Source organism: Janthinobacterium sp. BJB304 (assembly GCF_002735765.1).
In the GTDB taxonomy this organism is placed as follows: Bacteria; Pseudomonadota; Gammaproteobacteria; order Burkholderiales; family Burkholderiaceae_D; genus Janthinobacterium.
In genome coordinates this window covers 78,124-96,719 of sequence record NZ_PDZN01000023.1, presented here as the reverse complement: position 1 = coordinate 96,719, position 18,596 = coordinate 78,124, and the positions used below count along the sequence as shown (strand labels likewise).

At 63.4% G+C, this 18,596-nt stretch carries 12 protein-coding genes; 6 read left to right on the top strand and 6 right to left on the bottom strand.

Translation table 11 applies throughout. From position 1 onward, the window contains the following. Positions 1 to 5: 5 nt before the first annotated feature. Both CSQ95_RS23600 and CSQ95_RS23595 read right to left on the bottom strand, forming a co-directional pair. Positions 6 to 1,127 (bottom strand): HD-GYP domain-containing protein, encoded by a 1,122-nt coding sequence (locus tag CSQ95_RS23600; RefSeq protein WP_257218194.1) that lies wholly within the window; start codon positions 1,125 to 1,127, stop codon positions 6 to 8. Between the two features lie 164 nt (positions 1,128 to 1,291). After that, positions 1,292 to 2,740, bottom strand: coding sequence for a dihydrolipoyl dehydrogenase (locus CSQ95_RS23595; RefSeq protein WP_099411269.1), 1,449 nt, complete (start codon positions 2,738 to 2,740; stop codon positions 1,292 to 1,294). A gap of 131 nt (positions 2,741 to 2,871) precedes the next feature. On the opposite strand from CSQ95_RS23595, the gene CSQ95_RS23590 reads away from it, so the two are divergent. Continuing rightward, on the top strand, positions 2,872 to 3,762 hold the full coding sequence (locus CSQ95_RS23590) for an ArgP/LysG family DNA-binding transcriptional regulator (RefSeq protein ID WP_099411268.1): 891 nt from the start codon (positions 2,872 to 2,874) through the stop codon (positions 3,760 to 3,762). Position 3,763: 1 nt separating this feature from the next. On the opposite strand, the gene CSQ95_RS23585 is transcribed toward CSQ95_RS23590, so the two are convergent. Both CSQ95_RS23585 and hemE read right to left on the bottom strand, forming a co-directional pair. Next, positions 3,764 to 5,815, bottom strand: coding sequence for a primosomal protein N' (locus CSQ95_RS23585; RefSeq protein ID WP_099411267.1), 2,052 nt, complete (start codon positions 5,813 to 5,815; stop codon positions 3,764 to 3,766). Positions 5,816 to 6,657: 842 nt separating this feature from the next. Next, a complete protein-coding gene (hemE, locus tag CSQ95_RS23580; RefSeq protein WP_070312001.1) occupies positions 6,658 to 7,743 on the bottom strand; it encodes a uroporphyrinogen decarboxylase in 1,086 nt (361 codons plus the stop codon). Positions 7,744 to 7,941: 198 nt separating this feature from the next. On the opposite strand from hemE, the gene CSQ95_RS23575 reads away from it, so the two are divergent. The 5 genes from CSQ95_RS23575 (at position 7,942) to CSQ95_RS23555 (ending at position 17,223) form a co-directional block, all read left to right on the top strand. Continuing rightward, a complete protein-coding gene (locus CSQ95_RS23575; protein WP_099411266.1) occupies positions 7,942 to 9,885 on the top strand; it encodes a prolyl oligopeptidase family serine peptidase in 1,944 nt (647 codons plus the stop codon). After that, entirely contained in the window at positions 9,882 to 14,063 is a 4,182-nt protein-coding gene (locus tag CSQ95_RS23570) for a DEAD/DEAH box helicase (RefSeq protein WP_099411265.1), read from the top strand. The genes CSQ95_RS23575 and CSQ95_RS23570 overlap by 4 nt, the downstream gene beginning before the upstream one ends. 69 nt (positions 14,064 to 14,132) lie before the next feature. Next, positions 14,133 to 14,621 (top strand): hypothetical protein, encoded by a 489-nt coding sequence (locus CSQ95_RS23565; RefSeq protein WP_099411264.1) that lies wholly within the window; start codon positions 14,133 to 14,135, stop codon positions 14,619 to 14,621. 169 nt (positions 14,622 to 14,790) lie between these two features. After that, entirely contained in the window at positions 14,791 to 16,650 is a 1,860-nt protein-coding gene (locus CSQ95_RS23560) for a DUF885 domain-containing protein (protein ID WP_099411279.1), read from the top strand. A 171-nt stretch (positions 16,651 to 16,821) separates the two neighbouring features. Beyond that, positions 16,822 to 17,223 carry a hypothetical protein gene (locus CSQ95_RS23555; protein ID WP_099411263.1) on the top strand — a complete coding sequence of 134 codons (402 nt, stop codon included), beginning with the start codon at positions 16,822 to 16,824 and terminating at the stop codon, positions 17,221 to 17,223. A gap of 84 nt (positions 17,224 to 17,307) precedes the next feature. Here CSQ95_RS23555 and tatC read toward each other — a convergent pair whose 3' ends face one another. Together tatC and tatB are read right to left on the bottom strand one after the other, a co-directional pair. Next, the gene (tatC, locus tag CSQ95_RS23550; protein WP_035823092.1) at positions 17,308 to 18,063 is read right to left on the bottom strand and encodes a twin-arginine translocase subunit TatC; all 756 of its coding nucleotides are present in this window, start codon (positions 18,061 to 18,063) and stop codon (positions 17,308 to 17,310) included. Then, entirely contained in the window at positions 18,060 to 18,593 is a 534-nt protein-coding gene (gene tatB / locus CSQ95_RS23545; RefSeq protein ID WP_070290303.1) for a Sec-independent protein translocase protein TatB, read from the bottom strand. The genes tatC and tatB overlap by 4 nt, the downstream gene beginning before the upstream one ends. Positions 18,594 to 18,596 lie beyond the last annotated feature (3 nt).

Sequence of the window (18,596 nt, the reverse complement as noted above, 5' to 3'; positions counted from 1 at the left end):
CCGCGCTAAATTCGTGCGCTGCGGCCCCATAACTGGTCGGGGCGAAACTGCAGTCCCGCCTGCTCCGCGCTGAGCACTTCGCGGATGGCGTGCAAGTCCACGCGCGTATCGCGCCGCAGCGGCACGTCCAGGCGCGCGCCGCGGGGGCCGACCAGCGACTGCACGTGGGGCGTGGTGGCGTTCAAGCCCTTGCGCGTGACGACGCCGATTTCTCCATTGAGTAATTTGACGAAAGTGCCGACCGGATAGATGCCCAGCTCGCGCACCAGCAGGGACGCCAGCGGCGCATCCAGGGTGGCCTTGTCGGCCATCAACATTTCACGCAAGGCCACGTTCGGCAGCAAAGGCTGGCGGTAGCTGCGCTTCGAGACGCGCGCGCAATAGCGGTCGGCCAGCATGATCAGCCGGGCGCCGATGCCGATCGCCTCGCCTTGCGTGCCCAGCGGATAGCCGCTGCCATCGATATTTTCATGATGCTGCAGCACGGCCTGCAGCCAGACGGCATCCGTGACGCCGGCCGCGCGCAGCAAGTCGACAGCGGCTTGCGGATGGGCGCGCAAATAGGCGCGTTCCTGTGCGTCCAGCGGGCCCGCCTTGTGCTGGAAATCCGCATGGCGTTCCAGCATGCCCACATTCATGCTCAGCGCGGCCAGCAGCACGCTGCGCACGACGGCGTCGTCGAGTTTCAGGGCGCGCGCCAGCAGGGCCGTGATGACGGCCGTGTCGACGCTGTGGCGCACGGCAAAGTCGCCCGCGCCCTGGTTGTGCAGGATGCAGGCCAGCGCCACGTCGGCATCCAGAACAACGGCCTCTTCCACCAGTTGCGCCAGCGGCGCCAGGGACAGGTGGCTGCCCGCCTGCCCGGCGGCGACGGCCGGCAAGACGAGGGCCAGCCCTGCCGTGACGAGGTTCAGCATGCGCAGGGCCGATGGCGCTTCCGTGGCCGTGCGCGGCACGTCGGCGCTGGTATCGGCGATGACGCCGCGCGCCAGCAGCAATGCGATCTGGTTTTCGCTGCTGATGACATGGCCCAGCCTGGCCAGCAAGCCGCCCGTTTCGCCATGCACGTCCCAGGGCAGGGCCACGCCCAGGGCGAGTTCTCCCGCGTAAATGCGCCGAATTTTCACATCGTCTCCATCATCGCCTGCACCCGCTTGTTTTTACCATCCTGGCATCAGCGGCATGTGCCAATTGAAATGTTTTTTGCTTTTAATCAATATTTCAATGTGGCAGCGATGATCGCGCAATCATGTGCGCTTGTCTACAAAATTGTATAAATATCAAAATTGCATCAGACGCCAGGCGAGCAGTCGGCGCAGCCGGGTGCGTGTTCCGGGTCTTTTTCCAGGTGCAGCGCCAGTTCGCGCAAGGCCGTGCGCACGCCTTCCTCGATGACGGGGTGGTAGAACGGCATGTCGAGCATGGCCGGCACCGTCAGCTGCGCCTGGCAGGCCCAGGCCAGCAAGTGGCCCAGGTGTTCCGCCCGTGGGCCGATCAGCTCGGCGCCAAGAAAGCGCTTGCTGCCGAATTCCGCATACACGCGCAACATGCCCTGGTTTTGCAGCATGACGCGGCTGCGGCCCTGGTTGCCGAACGACACGGCACCGACGGCAAAGCGGCCCGCGTGACTGACGCACAATTGCTGGTAGGTGGCGCCCACGGTGGCGATCTGCGGCTCCGTGAAAGCGATCGCCAGCGGCGTGCGGCGCAAGCCAGGTTTGACGTCGGGAAAGCGCGCCGCGTTGTCACCCGCTATGCGGCCCTCGTCGGCCGCTTCGGGCAGCAGCGGCAAGGCGTTGTCGGCATCGCCCGCGATGAAGATGGCGCTGGTGCCGCACTGCATGGTGTGCGGGTCATGCAGGGGGATGCTGTGGCGGTCGAGCTCGATTTGCGCCGTGTCCAGGCCGATCTTGTCCACGTTCGGACGGCGGCCGATGGCGGCCAGCACGTACTCGAACTGCTCGTTTTTTTCCTGACCCGCATCATCGCGGCTGGTCAGCGCGATGCCGCCGCCGTCCGGCGTTGTTGCCATGTGCGCGACCTGGGTCATGAAACGGATATCGAGTTCGCGCGCCAGCACGGCATCGGCCTCCCGCAGCACCAGCGGGTCCGTCAGCTGCGCGACCTTATTGCCGCGCGCAAACAAGGTCACGCGCACGCCCAGCCGCGCCAGCGCCTGGCCCAGTTCCAGACCGATGACGCCGCTGCCGACCACGGCGACTGACTTTGGCAAGTCCGTCCATTCGAACACGGCGTCGCTCGTGATGACGCGCTCGCCCGCCGCCTGCCACTCGGGCGGCACGATGGGCGTGGAACCGGTGGCGATCACCACGCTGGCCGCTTCGACAAGCGTATGTTCGTCGACCTGCAGCTTGCCCGGCGCAATGAAGCGGGCGTGGCCGCGCAGTTTTTCTTCCTCGGGGATGGCGTTGACGCCGTCGAGCACGAAGCCGACAAAACGGTCGCGCTCGCTGCGCACCCTGGCCATCACTTGCCGGCCGTCGATGCGCACGGGGCCCGGATGCACGCCAAAAGCGGGCGCGGCGGCCACGGCATGGGCCGCCTCGGCCGCCGCGATCAGGAGTTTGCTGGGCATGCAGCCGACCCTGGCGCACGTCGTGCCGTACGGCCCGCTTTCGATCATCAGCACGCGCTTGCCCTGCATGCGCGCGGCCTTGTGCGCCGTCATGCCGGCCGTGCCGCTGCCGATCACGGCTACATCCACTTGTATCGTTTTCATCGTGCTACTTATCTCCGCGTCAGATTGCTCACAGCGTTCGATACTACCCGTTTGCCGAAAATAAGGTTTTACTTTGCTGCAATATGTGTATTAGTATAACTAATCAATTCTAAAATTTATAAGCTGAGCTAATGGGATCACTCGATTATCGCGCGCTGGCCGTGCTGGACGCCGTGGCCAGCCATGGCAGTTTCGACAAGGCCGCCCTGGCGCTGGGCATCACCCAGTCGGCCGTCTCGCAGCGCATCAAGGCGCTGGAAGACGCCAGCGGGCGCTTGCTGATCATCCGTGGCCAGCCAGCCGTGCCGACGGGCCTGGGCCAGCGATTGATCGTGCATCACCGCAACGTCAAGCTGATGGAAGCATCGCTCGACATCGACCTGGGCAACAGCGTCAGCATGCCGGAAATCGCCATCGCCATCGATGCCGACAGCCTGGCCACGTGGTTCCCCGACACCTTGTCCGCCCTGCTGGCACCACCGCGCTGCCAACTCGACGTGCGCCTGGCCGACAGCGACAGCGCCCTGCAGATGGTGCGCGACGGCTCCGTGTTCGGCTGCGTGGCGGCCGAATCCGGCACGGCGCTCGACGCGGCGGCCGCCACCAGCGTCACGCCGCTGGGCACCTTGCGCTATGTCTGCGTGGCCACGCCCGTGTTTGCGGGCCACTGGTTCGGCGACGGTTTTATTGCCGAGGCGGTGCAACTGGCGCCCGCCGTCGTGGGCCAGCACGGCTTGCTGGCGCGTTTCCTCGCTGAACAATTGAGCATGCGCGAACCGTTTCCGCACCATACCTTGCCGGTCGAAGCGACGCGCCGCGCCTGCGTCCAGGATGGCCTGGCCTACGGCCTGATGCCGCAGCGCCTGGCCGCGCAGGCGCTGGCGACGGACCGGCTGGTCGACCTGCTGCCGGGCAGCACCCTGGACGTGCCGCTGAGCTGGCACGCGTGGACCCTGGACACGCCGTTTACCAAGCTGTTGTCGGAACAGATCGTCAAATCGGCGCGCGATTACCTGCAGTAATTTAAATATCGAGCGGGTCCACTTCCAGCGACCATTTCACGCGCGTCTTCATGGCGCGCAACTCCGCTAACCATTCCTTCAGGAACGCCTGCAAGGCCGGCCGCGAAGGCGATTCGAGCAGCAGCTGGGCGCGGTCCACGTTGTAGACGCGCGTCATGCTCATGGGAATCGGGTCATTGATGGTCACCTGCGGGTGTTCCATGCACTCTTTCGCCGCCTGCAGGAATTCGATGGCCGTGGCCAGCTCGGGCGCCTCGGCACGCAGCAGGGCCTGGAACAGATACGGCGGCAGCGCCGCCTGGGCCCGCTCTTCCAGCAAGGTCGTGGCGAAATGGTCGTAATCGTGGTTGACGACGGCGTCGTACAGCGGATGGCGCGCATAGCGCGTCTGGATCAGCACTTCACTGACGCTGCCGCCTTCCGTCTGCGCGGCCCGCCCGGCGCGGCCCGCCACCTGCATCAGCTGGGCGAACAGGCGTTCGCTGGCCCGGTAATCCTGGGAAAACAGGGCCGTGTCCGGGTTCAGGATGCCGACCAGGGTCAGCTTTTTGAAATCGTGGCCCTTGGCCACCATCTGCGTGCCGATCAGGATATCGACTTCGCCCCGGTGCACGGTGTCGAACGCTTCCTGCGCACTGCCCTTCTTGCGCGTGGAATCGGCGTCGATGCGCAAAATGCGCGCCTCTGGAAACAATTGCTGCAAGCCCTCTTCCACGCGTTGCGTGCCCCGTCCCAGCGGCTGCAAGTCGATGTTGCCGCACGTGGGGCAATGGCGGGGAATGCGCAATTCCAGGCTGCAATGGTGGCAACGCAAGCGGTGTTCGGGCTTGTGCAGCACCATGAACGAAGTGCAGCGCGTGCAATTGCTGATCCAGCCGCACGATTCGCAGCAGATCACGGGCGAATAGCCGCGCCGGTTCAGGAACAGCAGCGACTGCTCGCCGCGCTCCATGCGCAGTTTTAATGCGGCGACCAGATGCGAGGTCAGGCCATCCTTCGGCTTGTCGCGCTCCATGTCGAGGATCTTGACGCGCGGCAGGACCGCATTTTTGACGGCCCGCTCGCGCAATTCCAGCTTGCGGTAGCGCCCCGTCTGCGCGTGGTGCCAGCTTTCCAGCGACGGCGTGGCCGAACCGAGCACGATGGGAATCTGCAATTGCCAGGCGCGCCACACGGCCAGGTCGCGCGCGGAATAACGCAAGCCTTCCTGCTGCTTGTAGGAAGGATCGTGCTCTTCGTCGATGACGATCAGTTTCAATTTCGGCAAGGACGCCAGGATGGCCAAGCGCGTGCCGAGCACGATGCGCGCCTGGCCCTGGTGCGCGGCCAGCCAGTGCAGCATGCGCTCGCCTTCGGACAGGCTGCTGTGCAGGGTGGCCAGCATGACGCCGGGAAAACGCGCGCGGATATTGCCTTCCAGCTGGGGCGTCAGGTTGATTTCCGGCACTAAAATCAGGATTTGCGCATCGTCCTCGCGCGCCAGCACCTGGGCGCACGCCTGCAGATACACTTCCGTCTTGCCGCTGCCCGTCACGCCGTACAGCAGGGTCGGCTTGAAACCCTGCGCGCCGCCGATGGCGTCCGCCGCCTCTTGCTGGGCAGCATTGAGCGCAGGCATGTTCAGCGGCGTGCCGTCATGCGCGTCGGCCAGCTTGCCCAGCTTCTTGATGGCGCGGTCGAGCGCCACGGTGGTGAGCACGCGCAAATTCTTCGGCAAGCCCGGCAAGGCCACTTCACCGAGCGGGCGCTGGTAGTAATCGGCGGCGAAGGCGGCCAGCGCCAGCCACTGTTCCGACAGCGGCGCCAGCTGGCTGCGCACGGCCAGCACGTCCTTCAATTTCGCGGCGGGCACATCGGTGCTGTCGGACACGCCGACGATCAGCCCCATCACTTCGCGCCGGCCGAATGGCACCAGCGCCAGCTGCCCCACTTGCGGCAGCGGCACGGCAGCGCCCGTATCCGCCGCCGCTGTCCAGCGGTAGTCGAACAAGGCGTTCAAGGGCGTGTCGAGCGCGATTTTCAGGATGCACGACGTCAAAATGCACTGCGACATGGGGATAGGGCCTATCTCAATAAAAAAGCGCGCCGCAGGGGCGATGGCGCGGCGGGATGTCCGGCATCAAGCCAGCGGGCCATGATACTTGTTTCATCCGTCAAACGCCTAACGACGGACGGGACGGCGTACTCTCGTGCCTGAAGAAAATTCTGTGGATAACTTTGTGGACAAAGCAAAATTAACTTTCAGAAAAATGTGGACATAAAATTTCGACTGCCGTCAAGAGCGGCACGCAAGAAAAATTAATCATTTAAAATCAATGGCTTAAAAATTGATGCCCGGGCGGCCACAAATCCACAGGGCATTTCCGCCGCTGTGCATAACTGAGCCATTTGTAATGTATTTATACAGAAATCGGCACCATTTTGAGGCGTCCGATCGGGAAAGACGCGGACGGCATGCAGCAAAATTGACAATTGCCGGGCAAGCGTTCGTTTTTACCTGACGGACGGCGAAACATTGTTCAATTATCATGCACTGCAACATGCACTTCAGGTGAAACCTGAACATCGGCGCTAAGTATCGGTTAACAAAATACTTTTCAATTTTATCCACAGAATCTGTTGATAACTTTGTGGACAATGAAGGAATAAGGCAAGCGGACGAAAGAATAACCTTATCAATAGCAACAAAGTCCGCTAGTCAATGAATTTTTTATTCCTTAATAATCAATCACTTGCAAATCGCCCCCGGGCATGGCTTTGACACTGCCTCTTATTTCCGCAGCAAAAAAAATTGTGCATAAGTCGGTATGTCTTGCTAAGGCGCAGCAAAGAAAAAGGCAGGCTTCCGTTGGAAAGCCTGCCTTTTCTGCCCCTGCGCCAGGGGAAAACGACGACTTACTGGCCGCTGCGCATGGCGCGGCTCATGCTGTGCACGGCTTCCACCATCGCTGCCACGGATTCCGGCGGCGTGAACTGGGAAATGCCATGACCCAGGTTGAACACGTGGCCCGTACCAGCCGATGGCGCGCCGAAGGCGTTGAGCACTTTCGCCACTTCGGCGCGGATCTGCTCGGGGCTGGCGAACAGGATGGCAGGGTCGAGGTTGCCCTGCAAGCCCACTTTATGGCCCACCAGCTGGCGCGCGCGCGTCAGGTTGACGGTCCAGTCCAGGCCCACGGCATCGGCGCCGATGTCGGCGATCTGCTCGATCCACTGGCCGCCGCCCTTGGTAAACACGATGGCGGGAATCTTGACGCCATCCTTGTCGCGTTTCAGCTGCGCCACCACTTGCTGCATGTAGGCCAGCGAGAATTCCTGGTAGGCGCCGTCAGCCAGCGCACCGCCCCAGGAATCGAAGATCATCACGGCTTGCGCGCCAGCGTCGATCTGCGCATTCAGATACTGCGCCACGGACGTGGCGTTGATCGCCAGGATGTGGTGCATCAGGTCAGGGCGGTTGTACAGCATCTTCTTGATGGTATGGAACTCTTTCGAGCCGCCGCCTTCCACCATGTAGCACGCCAGGGTCCACGGGCTGCCGGAAAAACCGATCAGCGGCACGCGGCCATTGAGTTCCGTGCGGATTTGCGTGACGGCCTTGAAGACATAGTCGAGCGACGCCAGGTCCGGCACTTGCAAGGCCTTCACGTCCTGCTCCGTGCGCAGCGGGCGCTCGAACTTCGGCCCTTCGCCATCGGCGAAATACAGGCCCAGGCCCATGGCGTCAGGCACCGTCAGGATGTCCGAAAACAAAATGGCCGCGTCGAGCGGGAAACGCTCCAGGGGCTGCAAGGTGACTTCCGTTGCGTAATCGGGATTCTTCGCCAGGCCCAGGAAGGAGCCGGCCCGCTCGCGCGTGGCGCGGTATTCGGGCAGGTAGCGGCCCGCCTGGCGCATCAGCCAGACAGGAGTGTGCTCGGTCGGCTGGCGCAGCAGGGCGCGCAGGAAAGTGTCATTCTGGAGCGGAGCAAATTGTGGCATGGCAGGCAATCGAGCTTGGAGAAGCGGTATTATCGCATCCAATCGCCGCCATTTCATTGATTCCGGTGCCGCTTTGCAGCATTTGCCACGCACAGCGATGACTTTCGTTGTGCCTGCCCTTCCATTATGATGATGAACGCCGCCGCGCTGCCTGACGCCGCCTGGAGGCCCCTCTTCCCACCACGACACGGAGCCCGCATGACCTCGACCGCATCCAGCACCCCTTATGGCATTTGGCCATCGCCGATCAGCGCGGCCATCGTCGCCGCCGGCGCCTCGCCGCTGACGCAGCTGGCCCTGGGAGGAGCGGATGGCGCCGACGTGTTCTGGCTGGCCGGGCGCGCCAGCGAGGCGGGCCGCAACACCCTGCTGCGCCAGCGCGGCGCGCGTGTCGATGAACTCACGCCAGTGCCGTTCAATGTGCGCAGTCGCGTGCATGAATACGGCGGCGGCGCGTATGCAGTGGCCGGCGATACCGTGTATTTCTCGCATTTCGCCGACAATTGCCTGTACCGCGTGGCCGGCGACGCCGCGCCCGAAGCGTTCACCACGGGCGGCAATACGCGCCATGCGGACTTCGTCGTCGATGCGGCCCGTGCCCGCCTGATCGCCGTGCGCGAACAGCATCCGGCAGAGGGACATGCGCAGCCGGAAAACTGCCTGACCGCCGTCGGCTTCGACGGGCACGAAACGGTGCTGGCGCGCGGCCACGATTTTTATGCGGCGCCGCGTTTGTCGCCGGACGGTAGCCAGCTCGCCTGGATCAGCTGGGACCACCCGCGCCTGCCGTGGCAAGGCACGGAACTGTGGCTGGCCGACGTGCAGGCGGACGGCAGTCTCGGTTCGCCCCGCCTGATCGCCGGCGGTGCGCGCGAGTCGATTTGCCAGCCGGAATGGTCGCCGAACGGCTTGCTGCACTTCGTTTCCGACAGCAGCGGCTGGTGGAATTTGTACCGTCTGCACGGCGCCGACATCGAGGCGCTGTGCCCGATGGAAGCGGAATTTGCCACGCCGCACTGGACATTCGGCGGCAGCATGTACGGTTTTCTTTCCGACGACGAGATCGTCTGCACGTATATCCAGTCCGGCATCAGCTACCTGGCGCAATTGAACGTGACGGCGGCCAAGCTGGAACCGATACCGCACCCGTACCAGGAAATCCGCGAACTGCGCGTGGGGCCCGGCTTCGTCGCGCTGCTGGGCGGCAGTCCCACCATCGCGCTGGAACTGGCGCGCATTGACCTGTCGAACCATGAACTGGAAGTGCTGGCGCAGTCGATCACGGCCTTGCCCGCGCTGGCTTACCTGTCCGTGCCGCGCAGCTTGAGTTTCCCTAGCAGCAATGGCCGCACGGCGTACGCGTTCTTCTATGCGCCCACGAATGGCGACGTGCAGGCGCCGGCAGGCACCTTGCCGCCTGTCATCGTCATCAGTCATGGCGGCCCCACGAGCATGGCCAGCAATACCTTGAAGCTGGCGACGCAATACTGGACCAGCCGCGGCATCGGCGTGCTCGACGTCAACTACGGCGGCAGCAGCGGCTTCGGCCGCGAATACCGCGACGCGCTGCGCGGTCAGTGGGGCATCGTCGACGTGGAAGACTGCATCGCCGGCGCCCGCTACCTGGCCGCCAACGGCCTGGCCGACCCGGAACGCCTGATCATCCGCGGCGGCAGCGCGGGCGGACTGACGACCCTGTGCGCACTGACCTTCCACGACGTCTTCAAGGCCGGCGCCAGCTACTATGGCGTATCCGACCTGAAGGGCCTGGACGACGATTCGCACAAATTCGAATCGCGCTACACCGATTACCTGATCGCCCCCCAGCCGCAAGCCGAGGCGCTGTACCGCGAGCGCTCGCCCATCCACCACACGGACAAACTGTCGCGCCCGATGATCTTCTTCCAGGGCCTCGATGACAAGGTGGTGCCGCCGCAGCAATCGCAGCTGATGGTCGACGCCATGCAGGCGCGCGGCGTGCCCGTCGCCTACGTGCCGCTCGAAGGCGAGGGCCACGGCTTCCGCAAGGCGGAAAACATCGTGCGCACCCTCGACGCGGAACTGTATTTCTATCAGCGCGTATTTGGCCTGCCCGTGACGGCCGGCGAGCCGCCCGTGCACATCGCCAACTTGCCCGCATGAGCGAACAGCATGTAGAGCAACATCTGCTGGACGAGTTCGCCGCACTGGAGCAGCACGAACAGATGATCCTGGCCTTGCTGGCCATCGCGGGCGAACCGGTGGGCAAGCATGCCGTGTATGAACACTTGCAGCGCGCCAATGTCGTCGAGCCGGACGGCACGCCGTTTTCCCTGCTGGTGGTAACCAACATGCTGCAACGGCTGACGCGTCTGGCGCTGGCCAGCGAGGTGGTGGGGCGCGGTTTTGCCTGCGAAGCCAGGCTGCGCTGGCCCGCCATGCGCGCCGCCATCGAGCACCTGGTGTTCCGCGACCTGTGCCAGGCCATCGAGCTGATCAACCCCGTGCGCCGCAACTGGGATGGCTATGTGGAATTGCGCAGCTACCGGCAAGGCGTGGCGCGCCTGCGCATCGCCCTCTTGCGCAATGACGAGGTGCGCCACGTGGCCGCCATCCTGGCCGCCTGCATGGCGTGCTATGAAGCGCAGCAGCTGCATCCGCTGATCGAGATCTTCGGCCGGCCGTTCGAGCCGGAAATGTTGTCTTTCGTCATGCCGCAATTGCAGGACGACATCCTCGCCGTGCTGTTGGGCAACGCCCCGCGCGAACCGGCCACGGCGCACGCCATCCGTACCTACGCGCGCGCGCACCACGCGCGCCAGGCGGCCGCGGGCGACCACATCGGCGCCGCCCTGCCGCTGGCCTTGGCCGAGGACGCCCTGCTGTGCGGCGAACTCGACGCGGCCGCGCGCTACCTGGCGGGCCAGCAGGGGCCGCAGGCGCTGTTTGTCGACAGCAGCATCGCCCTGTTGCGCGGCGAACATGCGCACGCCGTGGCGGGCTTTGAAACGGCCCTGAAAGGGTTACGCAAGGAAACAGGCAAGCGCAAGCTGTGCTTTACGGGCATCGGCGGCCACCTGTACGTGCTGGCCTTGCTGCGCGGCAACGACGCCAAGCTGCTGAAAAGCGCGGAGACCTACCTCGATATCGCGCTGCATGCGCAACCGAACCACGACAGCATCGTCTACCAGCAACTCAATACCTTGCGCCTGGTGCGCGCCGGCGTGCTGCAAGCCGATGCGATCCCCACGCGCAGCTGGGAAACGGGACTGCAGGCGCAGCTGTTCCAGGCCTTGCTGTACTACTGGCTTGCGCTACCGCAATTGAGCGAGCGCAAGGATCAACTGCGCCTGTTGGTGCAGCAAGCGGACGCGGCCGGCTACGACCTGATTGCCGCGCAGGCGGCCGGCTTGCTGGGCTTGCTGGGCGAGCCGCAGCAGGAGCGCTATGCCACGGCCAAACGGGCGCAACACGGTCTGACGGACATGGCGCCGTGGTTCGAGCGCCAGGAAGCGTGGCAGCGCCAGCTGAGCGCCCTGATCAACCTGCAGCAGAACGCGCCCGCCGAAGCGCTGGGCGGCGTCTCGCGCCTCGTGTGGCTGGTGGCGTTCGACCCGCGCTTCGGCCTGACGGCCGTGGAAGTGCGCGAGCAGAAACGCGACGCGCGGGGCGGCTGGAGCAAGGGCCGCGCCATGGGCCTCAAGCGCCTGGCCGAAGAGGCGGGCGACATCGATTTCCTCACGCCGCAAGACGCGCGCGCGGCCGGCAGCATCGCGCCGTTCAAACAATATTATTCGTCGGCGCCGCGCTATGAAATCGAGCTGGACAAGGCTGCCGTGCTGCTGGTGGGCCACCCGCTCGTCTTCTGGCTCGATCACCCCGACACGCGCGTGGAACTGATCGCCGGCGCGCCCGAGCTCCTGATCAAATCGCACGAGGGGCAACTGTGGCTGGGCATGCAGCCGCCGCTGCCCGACAACGGCGGCAACGTCGTGGTGCAGCGCGAGACGCCGACGCGCCTGCGCGTGGTGCACATCCTCGACGAACACCGGCGCATCGGCGCCATCGTGGGCCTGGGCCTGTCCGTGCCGCTGCACGCGGAAAAACAGGTGATGCAGGCCATCGGCGCCATCTCGTCCATGGTCACCGTGCAGTCCGACATTGGCGGCGGCGCGGGAGACGCGGAAGCGATCACGGCCGACCACCGCCTGCACGTGCATTTGCTGCCCTACCAGCAGGGGTTAAAGATGCAGATTCTGGTCCGCCCGCTGCTCGACAACGGCGCCTATTACGCGCCGGGCAGCGGCGCCGAAAGCGTGTTTGCCGATGTGGCGGGCCGGGCCGTGCAAGCGCGGCGCGACCTGAATGCGGAACGCGAAGCGCAGCGCCAGCTGATCGGAAAATGTCTGGTGCTGGAAGAGGCGGAAGAAGAGCATGGCGAATGGCTGCTGGGCCAGCCAGCGCTGGGCCTGCAATTGCTGGTGGAGCTGCAATCGCTCGACCCCGCCGGCATGGTCTTGGCCTGGCCCGAAGGCGAAACCATGCGCGTGTCGAAGCGCATCGACAGCGGCCAGATGCGCCTGAATATCAAGAGCGAAAAAGACTGGTTTGCCGCCAGCGGCGAAGTGCAGATCGATGAAGACAAGGTCATGGATTTGCGCGCGCTGCTCGATTTGATGCAGAACAATAAAAGCCGCTTCGTGGCCTTGGGCGACAACCAGTTCCTCGCCCTCAGCGATGAATTGCACCGGCGCCTGTCGGAACTGGCCGCGTATGGCGAAGCGCATGCCGATGGCGTACACATCCACCCGCTGGCCGCGTTTGCGCTGGAAGAGCTGGCCAACGATGCGGGCGGCGTGAAGGCCGACAAACTGTGGCGCGAACACCTGCTGCGCCTGCGCGCGCTCGACGACTATCAACCGCATCTGCCCAGCACCCTGCAGGCCGACTTGCGCGATTACCAGCTGGCCGGCTACGAATGGCTGGCGCGATTGGCGCACTGGGGCGTGGGCGCCTGCCTGGCCGACGACATGGGACTCGGCAAGACGCTACAGGCGCTGGCGCTGATCCTGGCGCGTGCGCCGAACGGCCCCACCCTCGTCGTCGCCCCCACGTCCGTGTGCATGAACTGGATCAGCGAAGCGCAGCGCTTCGCGCCCACCTTGAACGTCAAACTGTTCGGCAGCGGCGACCGGGCCGACATGCTCGACACCCTGCAGCCGTTCGACGTGGTGGTGGCCAGCTATGGCTTGCTGCAGCAGGAAGCCGCCATGTTTGCCGGCGTGCGCTGGCATACGATCGTGCTCGACGAAGCGCAGGCGATCAAGAATGGCGCCACCAAGCGCTCGCAAGCCGTGATGGCCCTGCAAGGCGACTTCCGCATGGTGGCCAGCGGCACGCCGCTGGAAAACCACCTGGGCGAACTGTGGAATCTGTTCCGTTTTATTAACCCGGGCTTGCTGGGCACCCTGGACCAGTTCAATTTGCGTTTTGCGGGACCGATCGAAAAGGATCAGGACAAGCGGGCGGCGGCCGGCGCGCGCCTGCGGCTGCGCCGCCTGATCGCGCCGTTCATCCTGCGCCGCACGAAGACGCAAGTGCTGTCGGAATTGCCGTCACGCACGGAAATCGTGCTGGAAGTGGAATTGTCGCCGCAGGAAACGGCGCTGTACGAATCCTTGCGCCGCGAAGCGCTGGAAAAGCTGGCCATGGTGGAAGGACCGGCCTCGAAAAAGGCCATCCAGATCCTGGCCGAGATCATGAAACTGCGCCGCGCCTGCTGCAATCCGCAACTGGTGGCGCCGGAACTGGGCCTGGCCAGCAGCAAGCTGGCCGCCTTCGCCGAACTGCTGTCGGGCTTGCTGGAAAACCGCCACAAGGTGCTCGTCTTCAGCCAGTTCGTCGACCATTTGACACTCATCCGCAAGCACCTGGAGCAGCATGGCGTCAGCTATCAGTATCTCGACGGCAGCACGCCCATGCAGGAGCGCAAGCGCCGGGTCGACGCCTTCCAGGCGGGCGATGGCGACGTCTTCCTGATCAGCCTGAAGGCGGGCGGCATGGGCATCAACCTGACGGCGGCCGATTACGTGATCCACATGGACCCGTGGTGGAACCCGGCCGTGGAAGACCAGGCCTCGGACCGCGCCCACCGCATGGGGCAATTGCGCCCCGTTACCATTTACCGGCTGGTGGCGAAACACACGATCGAGGAAGGCATCGTCGAATTGCACCAGCACAAGCGCGACCTGGCCGACAGTCTGCTGGAAGGCAGCGATGCGGCCGCGCGCATGTCGGCCAGTGACATGCTGGGCATGCTGCAGGAAGGGCTGAAGCGATGAGCTTGAAAAAATGCACGGGGAAGCCGCGTTCCATGCGATGATCGTTTTTCCCTGTTTTGATGCCACGCCATGACCGACTATATCGCCACCAGCGCCGGCCAGCGCGCCACCTTTTTGTGCGGCAAATCCTGGACCGCTTATGTCAGCACCTTCATCATCGCCGTGCTGCTGTTCTTTGCCGCCCTGCCGCTGGCCTTCAAGTACAACGCGCGCGCCGCCTTCGTGGTGCTGATCGGCTCGGCGCTGATCGTCGCCTACCGCCTGCTGACCATCCGCAGCTATCAGCTGTACTACGACGAGGCGGGCGTGTGGCTGGCGTCCGGCATCTTGCCGTGGAAAAAGAAACTGACGGGCGTCAAGTGGCGCGACATGGATGAAGCCGTCTATGAAACCAACTTCTGGAGCTGGCTGTTCCAGTCCTATACGGTAAGAGTCCGCCAGCGCTACACGCAGGAAACGGAAATCCACGCCACCGGCATGGCGCGCGGCAAGGATGCCGTGGCGGCCATCAATGCGCGCCACCAGGACCTGCTGCGCGGCAGCGCCATCGTCGTCTAGCGCCGCGCGTTCCCGGCGCAAAAAACTGCGCAGCGGCGGCAATTAATGCTAATCTTTGGGCCGCCCAGGCAAGCAAGGCCAACCTTTCAATAGTTGTTTGTTACTTATATTATCAGTTTATTATTTTCTGATACCGACAAACAGCAAAATATTCAAGAGATAAACTATGCTGATCAAAAATAAAGTTGCGCTCGCCGCATTGATGATGGCTTTTACCCTGACACCGGCCAGCGCCGCCAAGAAACCGCAGAAGCAAGGCAAGGCCGGCACCAGCAGCAGCAAGAAAAAAACCGTCGGCAAGAAAGCGGCCGTCGTCACGGCGGCCACGGCAGCGACGGTCGCGGCCGTCGCCAGCGAGAACAGCAGCGACCGCTCCATGAATAACCTCAGCGGCCAATTCCTCACGGCCCTGTGGCGCCTGGACCCGGAAAGCGCGATTTCGGTCGGCAAGTACGATGGCGCCGCCAACCTGAGCATTCCCGACGCGGCCAGCCGCCAGAAGCAGCTGGCCTTCATCGAAGAATGGCTGGGCAAATTCGGCAAGCTGAATGCCGGCAAGATGTCGGACAAGCAACGCACCGACCTGGCCTTGCTGACGAATAAATTGCAGTCGGACCGCTGGTATCTGACCACCTTCCGCGAATTCGAATGGAATCCCGCCCAGTACAACGTGGCTGGCTCCATCGATTTCATCCTGAACACGGAATACGCGGCCCAGCCGCAGCGCCTGCGCACCTTGCTCAAGCGTATCGCCACCGTGCCGCAATACTACGCGGCCGCCCGCGCCAGCATCGTCAACCCCACGCGCGAGCACACGCAGCTGGCCATCGCCCAGAGCGCCGGCGTGCTCAGCGTGCTTGACGACCTGAACAAGACGGCACAGGGTTCCATCCTGACGCCGGCGGAAAAGCAGCTGTACAGCGCGCGCATCGCCGCGGCCCGCACGGCCGTGCAAGGCTATGCGGCCTGGCTGACGGAACAGGATGCCGCGCTGGCGCAGAACGGCAATGCGCGCTCCTTCCGCATCGGCAAAGATTTATATGAACAGAAATTCGCCTACGATATCCAGGCCAGCGTGAGCGCCGAGCAGATGTACCAGAAAGCCCTGGCCGCGCGCGAAAAGCTGCTCGAGCACATGGATAGCCTGTCCGACGAGCTGTGGGTGAAAACCATGGGCAGCACGGCCAAGCCGGCGGACCGCACGGCGAAGATCGGCATGGTGATCGACAAGCTGTCCAGCAAGCACGTGGCTCCCGCCGACTTCGTGCCGGAAATCCGCCGCCAGATCCCGGAATTGCAGGAGTGGGTGACCAGCCACAACCTGCTGACGATGGACCCGAAAAAGCCTCTGGTCGTGCGTGAAACGCCCGCCTACCAGCGCGGCGTGGCCGGCGCCAGCATCGAGGCACCCGGCCCCTACCGCCCGCAGGACCGCACCTATTACAACGTGACGCCGCTCGACGGCGAAACGCCGGAACAGGCGGAAAGCAGCTTGCGCGAGTACAACCACTGGATCTTGCAGATCCTGAACATCCACGAAGCCATCCCCGGCCACTACACGCAGCTCGTGTACGCGAACAAGTCGCCGTCGCTGGTCAAATCGATCTTCGGCAATGGCGCCATGATCGAAGGCTGGGCCGTGTATGGCGAGCGCATGATGCTCGAATCGGGCTATGGCAACAACGCGCCGGAAATGTGGCTGATGTATTCGAAGTGGAACTTGCGCAGCGTCACCAACACCATCCTCGACTACAGCGTGCACGTGCTGGGCATGACGGAAGCGCAAGCGCTCGACCTGCTGACGCGCCAGGCCTTCCAGACCAAGCGTGAAGCGACGGAAAAATGGCGCCGCGTGCAGTTGAGCTCGGTGCAACTGACCAGCTATTTCAGCGGCTACAGCGAAATCATGGACTTGCGCGAACAGCGCAAGCAAGCGCTGGGCAACAAGTTCGTGCTGAAGGATTTCCACGAGCAATTCCTCAGCTATGGCAGCGCCCCCGTGAAAGTCATCAAGGAATTGATGAATTAAGCGGCGCTCGCCGTCAGCTTGCAAAGGGCGCTGCGGCGCCCTTTTTGCATGCGTTTGCGCCGCCGCAAACCACCAGCGCCCCTGTCCATTAAACTGACGGGAAGGCAGGCGCCACCGCACTCCTCACTGGCAATTGCCGATTTTTCTGCTAGGGTGAGTTCAGGAGCGTCCATGCATATGCCCATCCAGTTCGACACCCTCGATTACGCCAAACGCCTCGCCTCGGCGGGCGTGCCCACACAGCAGGCGGAAGCCCATGCCACGGCCCTGGGCGAGGTACTGGGTTCGGCCGTCGTCGTGCATGGCGAACTGGCGGCGCTGGAGCGCAATCTGCTGGGGGAAATCAAGCTGGTGTCGCAGAACGTCGATACCAAGGTAGGCGCCCTGGAGGTGAAGATCGATGCGCTGGAGCTCAGGCTCGACACCAAAATAGACGCCCTGGAGCAAAAATTCGACGCCCGCCTGGAACGCCTGGACTTGCGCCATGGCGCCGACATGAAACACGTCTACTGGATGATGAGCACCGTGATCCTGCTCAACCTGGGCATCCTCAGCAAACTGATGCTGCAGTAAGCGCGCACTAACTTTCTCGACAATGAAAAAGCCGCTGCTCCCGGGGGAGGTCAGCGGCTTTTGCCTGCGAGTATAGTAAAGCATCTAGGACGCCTCTTCCGGCGCCTGGGTAGCCTTGACGAAGATGGGCGCCACCAGCAGGCCCAGCTCGAACAGCAGGCACATCGGGATGGCCAGCGAGAACTGGCTGACCACGTCCGGCGGCGTGACGATGGCGGCAATGACGAAGGCGCCGACGATGATGTAGGGACGCACTTCCTTGAGTTTCGCGATGGAAACCAACCCCATGCGCACGAGGATCACCACCACCACGGGCACTTCGAACGTGGCGCCAAAGGCCAGGCACATCGACATGACGAAATCGAGGTAGTTTTCGATATCCGGCGTCACCGCGATCGACGACGGCGAAAAGTCGCTGATGAAGTGAAACACGCGGCCAAACACAAAGAAATAGCAGAAGGCCACGCCGGCCATGAACAGCAGCGACGAGGAGATGACCAGCGGCGCGATCAAACGCTTTTCATGCGTGTACAGGCCGGGGGCGATAAACGCCCACATCTGGTACAGCACCCAGGGCAAGGCGACGATAAAGGCGATCACCAGCGTCACTTTCATCGGCACGAGGAAGGGCGAGATGACGCCGGTGGCGATCATTTTCGAGCCGGCCGGCAGCGAGGCGATCATCGGCGCGGCAATGAAATCGTAGATATGCGAAGGGCCGGGCCAGTAAAACAGCACGGCGCAGACGACGGCGATGCCGATCGACGCCTTGACCAGGCGGTTGCGCAGCTCGACCAGATGCGAGATAAAGGTTTCTTCCACCGGAGATTTGCTACTCATGAGTAAAAGGAGGAGGAACTGGCACGCGGACGGAAACGCGCCACGCGGGCGGCCGCCGACTGCACGTGCAGCTTGCCGCCATGGCGCTGCTTGTACCAGCCAGGGATGGCGGAATTGCGCACCAGTTTCTTGCGGCGGAATTCGCGCGCCTTGCGGGCCAGGTCATCGTTGGTGGCGCGCAGCATGGCTTCATGGGCGTCGTGATGCCCCTCATACGAACTGGAATCGCCGCGCCAGGCGTTTTCCACCTCGGCCAGGTTGCCGGAAATCGAATTTTCCACGCCATGCATGGATTTCTCCACACTTTGCTTGACGGAATGGGCCGCCTCCTGCACTTCCTTCTGCAGGTTTTTCAGCTCTTCCATTTCAATTTCGCGCGAGACTTCGGATTTCACCTGGTTCAGGTAGCGTTGCGCGCGGCCATACAGGGTGCCGGCCATGCGCGCCACTCTCGGCAACTTTTCAGGGCCGATGACTATCAACGCAACCACGCCGATGATGGCGATTTTAGAGAGACCGAGATCGATCATAAG

Excerpts from the sequence above, each read along its gene's own strand:
- CSQ95_RS23595 (WP_099411269.1), bottom strand. The coding sequence starts at position 2,740 with ATGAAAACGATACAAGTGGATGTAGCCGTGATCGGCAGCGGCACGGCC.
- CSQ95_RS23590 (WP_099411268.1), top strand. The coding sequence starts at position 2,872 with ATGGGATCACTCGATTATCGCGCGCTGGCCGTGCTGGACGCCGTGGCC.
- CSQ95_RS23585 (WP_099411267.1), bottom strand. The coding sequence starts at position 5,815 with ATGTCGCAGTGCATTTTGACGTCGTGCATCCTGAAAATCGCGCTCGAC.
- hemE (WP_070312001.1), bottom strand. The coding sequence starts at position 7,743 with ATGCCACAATTTGCTCCGCTCCAGAATGACACTTTCCTGCGCGCCCTG.
- CSQ95_RS23575 (WP_099411266.1), top strand. The coding sequence starts at position 7,942 with ATGACCTCGACCGCATCCAGCACCCCTTATGGCATTTGGCCATCGCCG.
- CSQ95_RS23570 (WP_099411265.1), top strand. The coding sequence starts at position 9,882 with ATGAGCGAACAGCATGTAGAGCAACATCTGCTGGACGAGTTCGCCGCA.
- CSQ95_RS23565 (WP_099411264.1), top strand. The coding sequence starts at position 14,133 with ATGACCGACTATATCGCCACCAGCGCCGGCCAGCGCGCCACCTTTTTG.
- CSQ95_RS23555 (WP_099411263.1), top strand. The coding sequence starts at position 16,822 with ATGCATATGCCCATCCAGTTCGACACCCTCGATTACGCCAAACGCCTC.
- tatC (WP_035823092.1), bottom strand. The coding sequence starts at position 18,063 with ATGAGTAGCAAATCTCCGGTGGAAGAAACCTTTATCTCGCATCTGGTC.
- tatB (WP_070290303.1), bottom strand. The coding sequence starts at position 18,593 with ATGATCGATCTCGGTCTCTCTAAAATCGCCATCATCGGCGTGGTTGCG.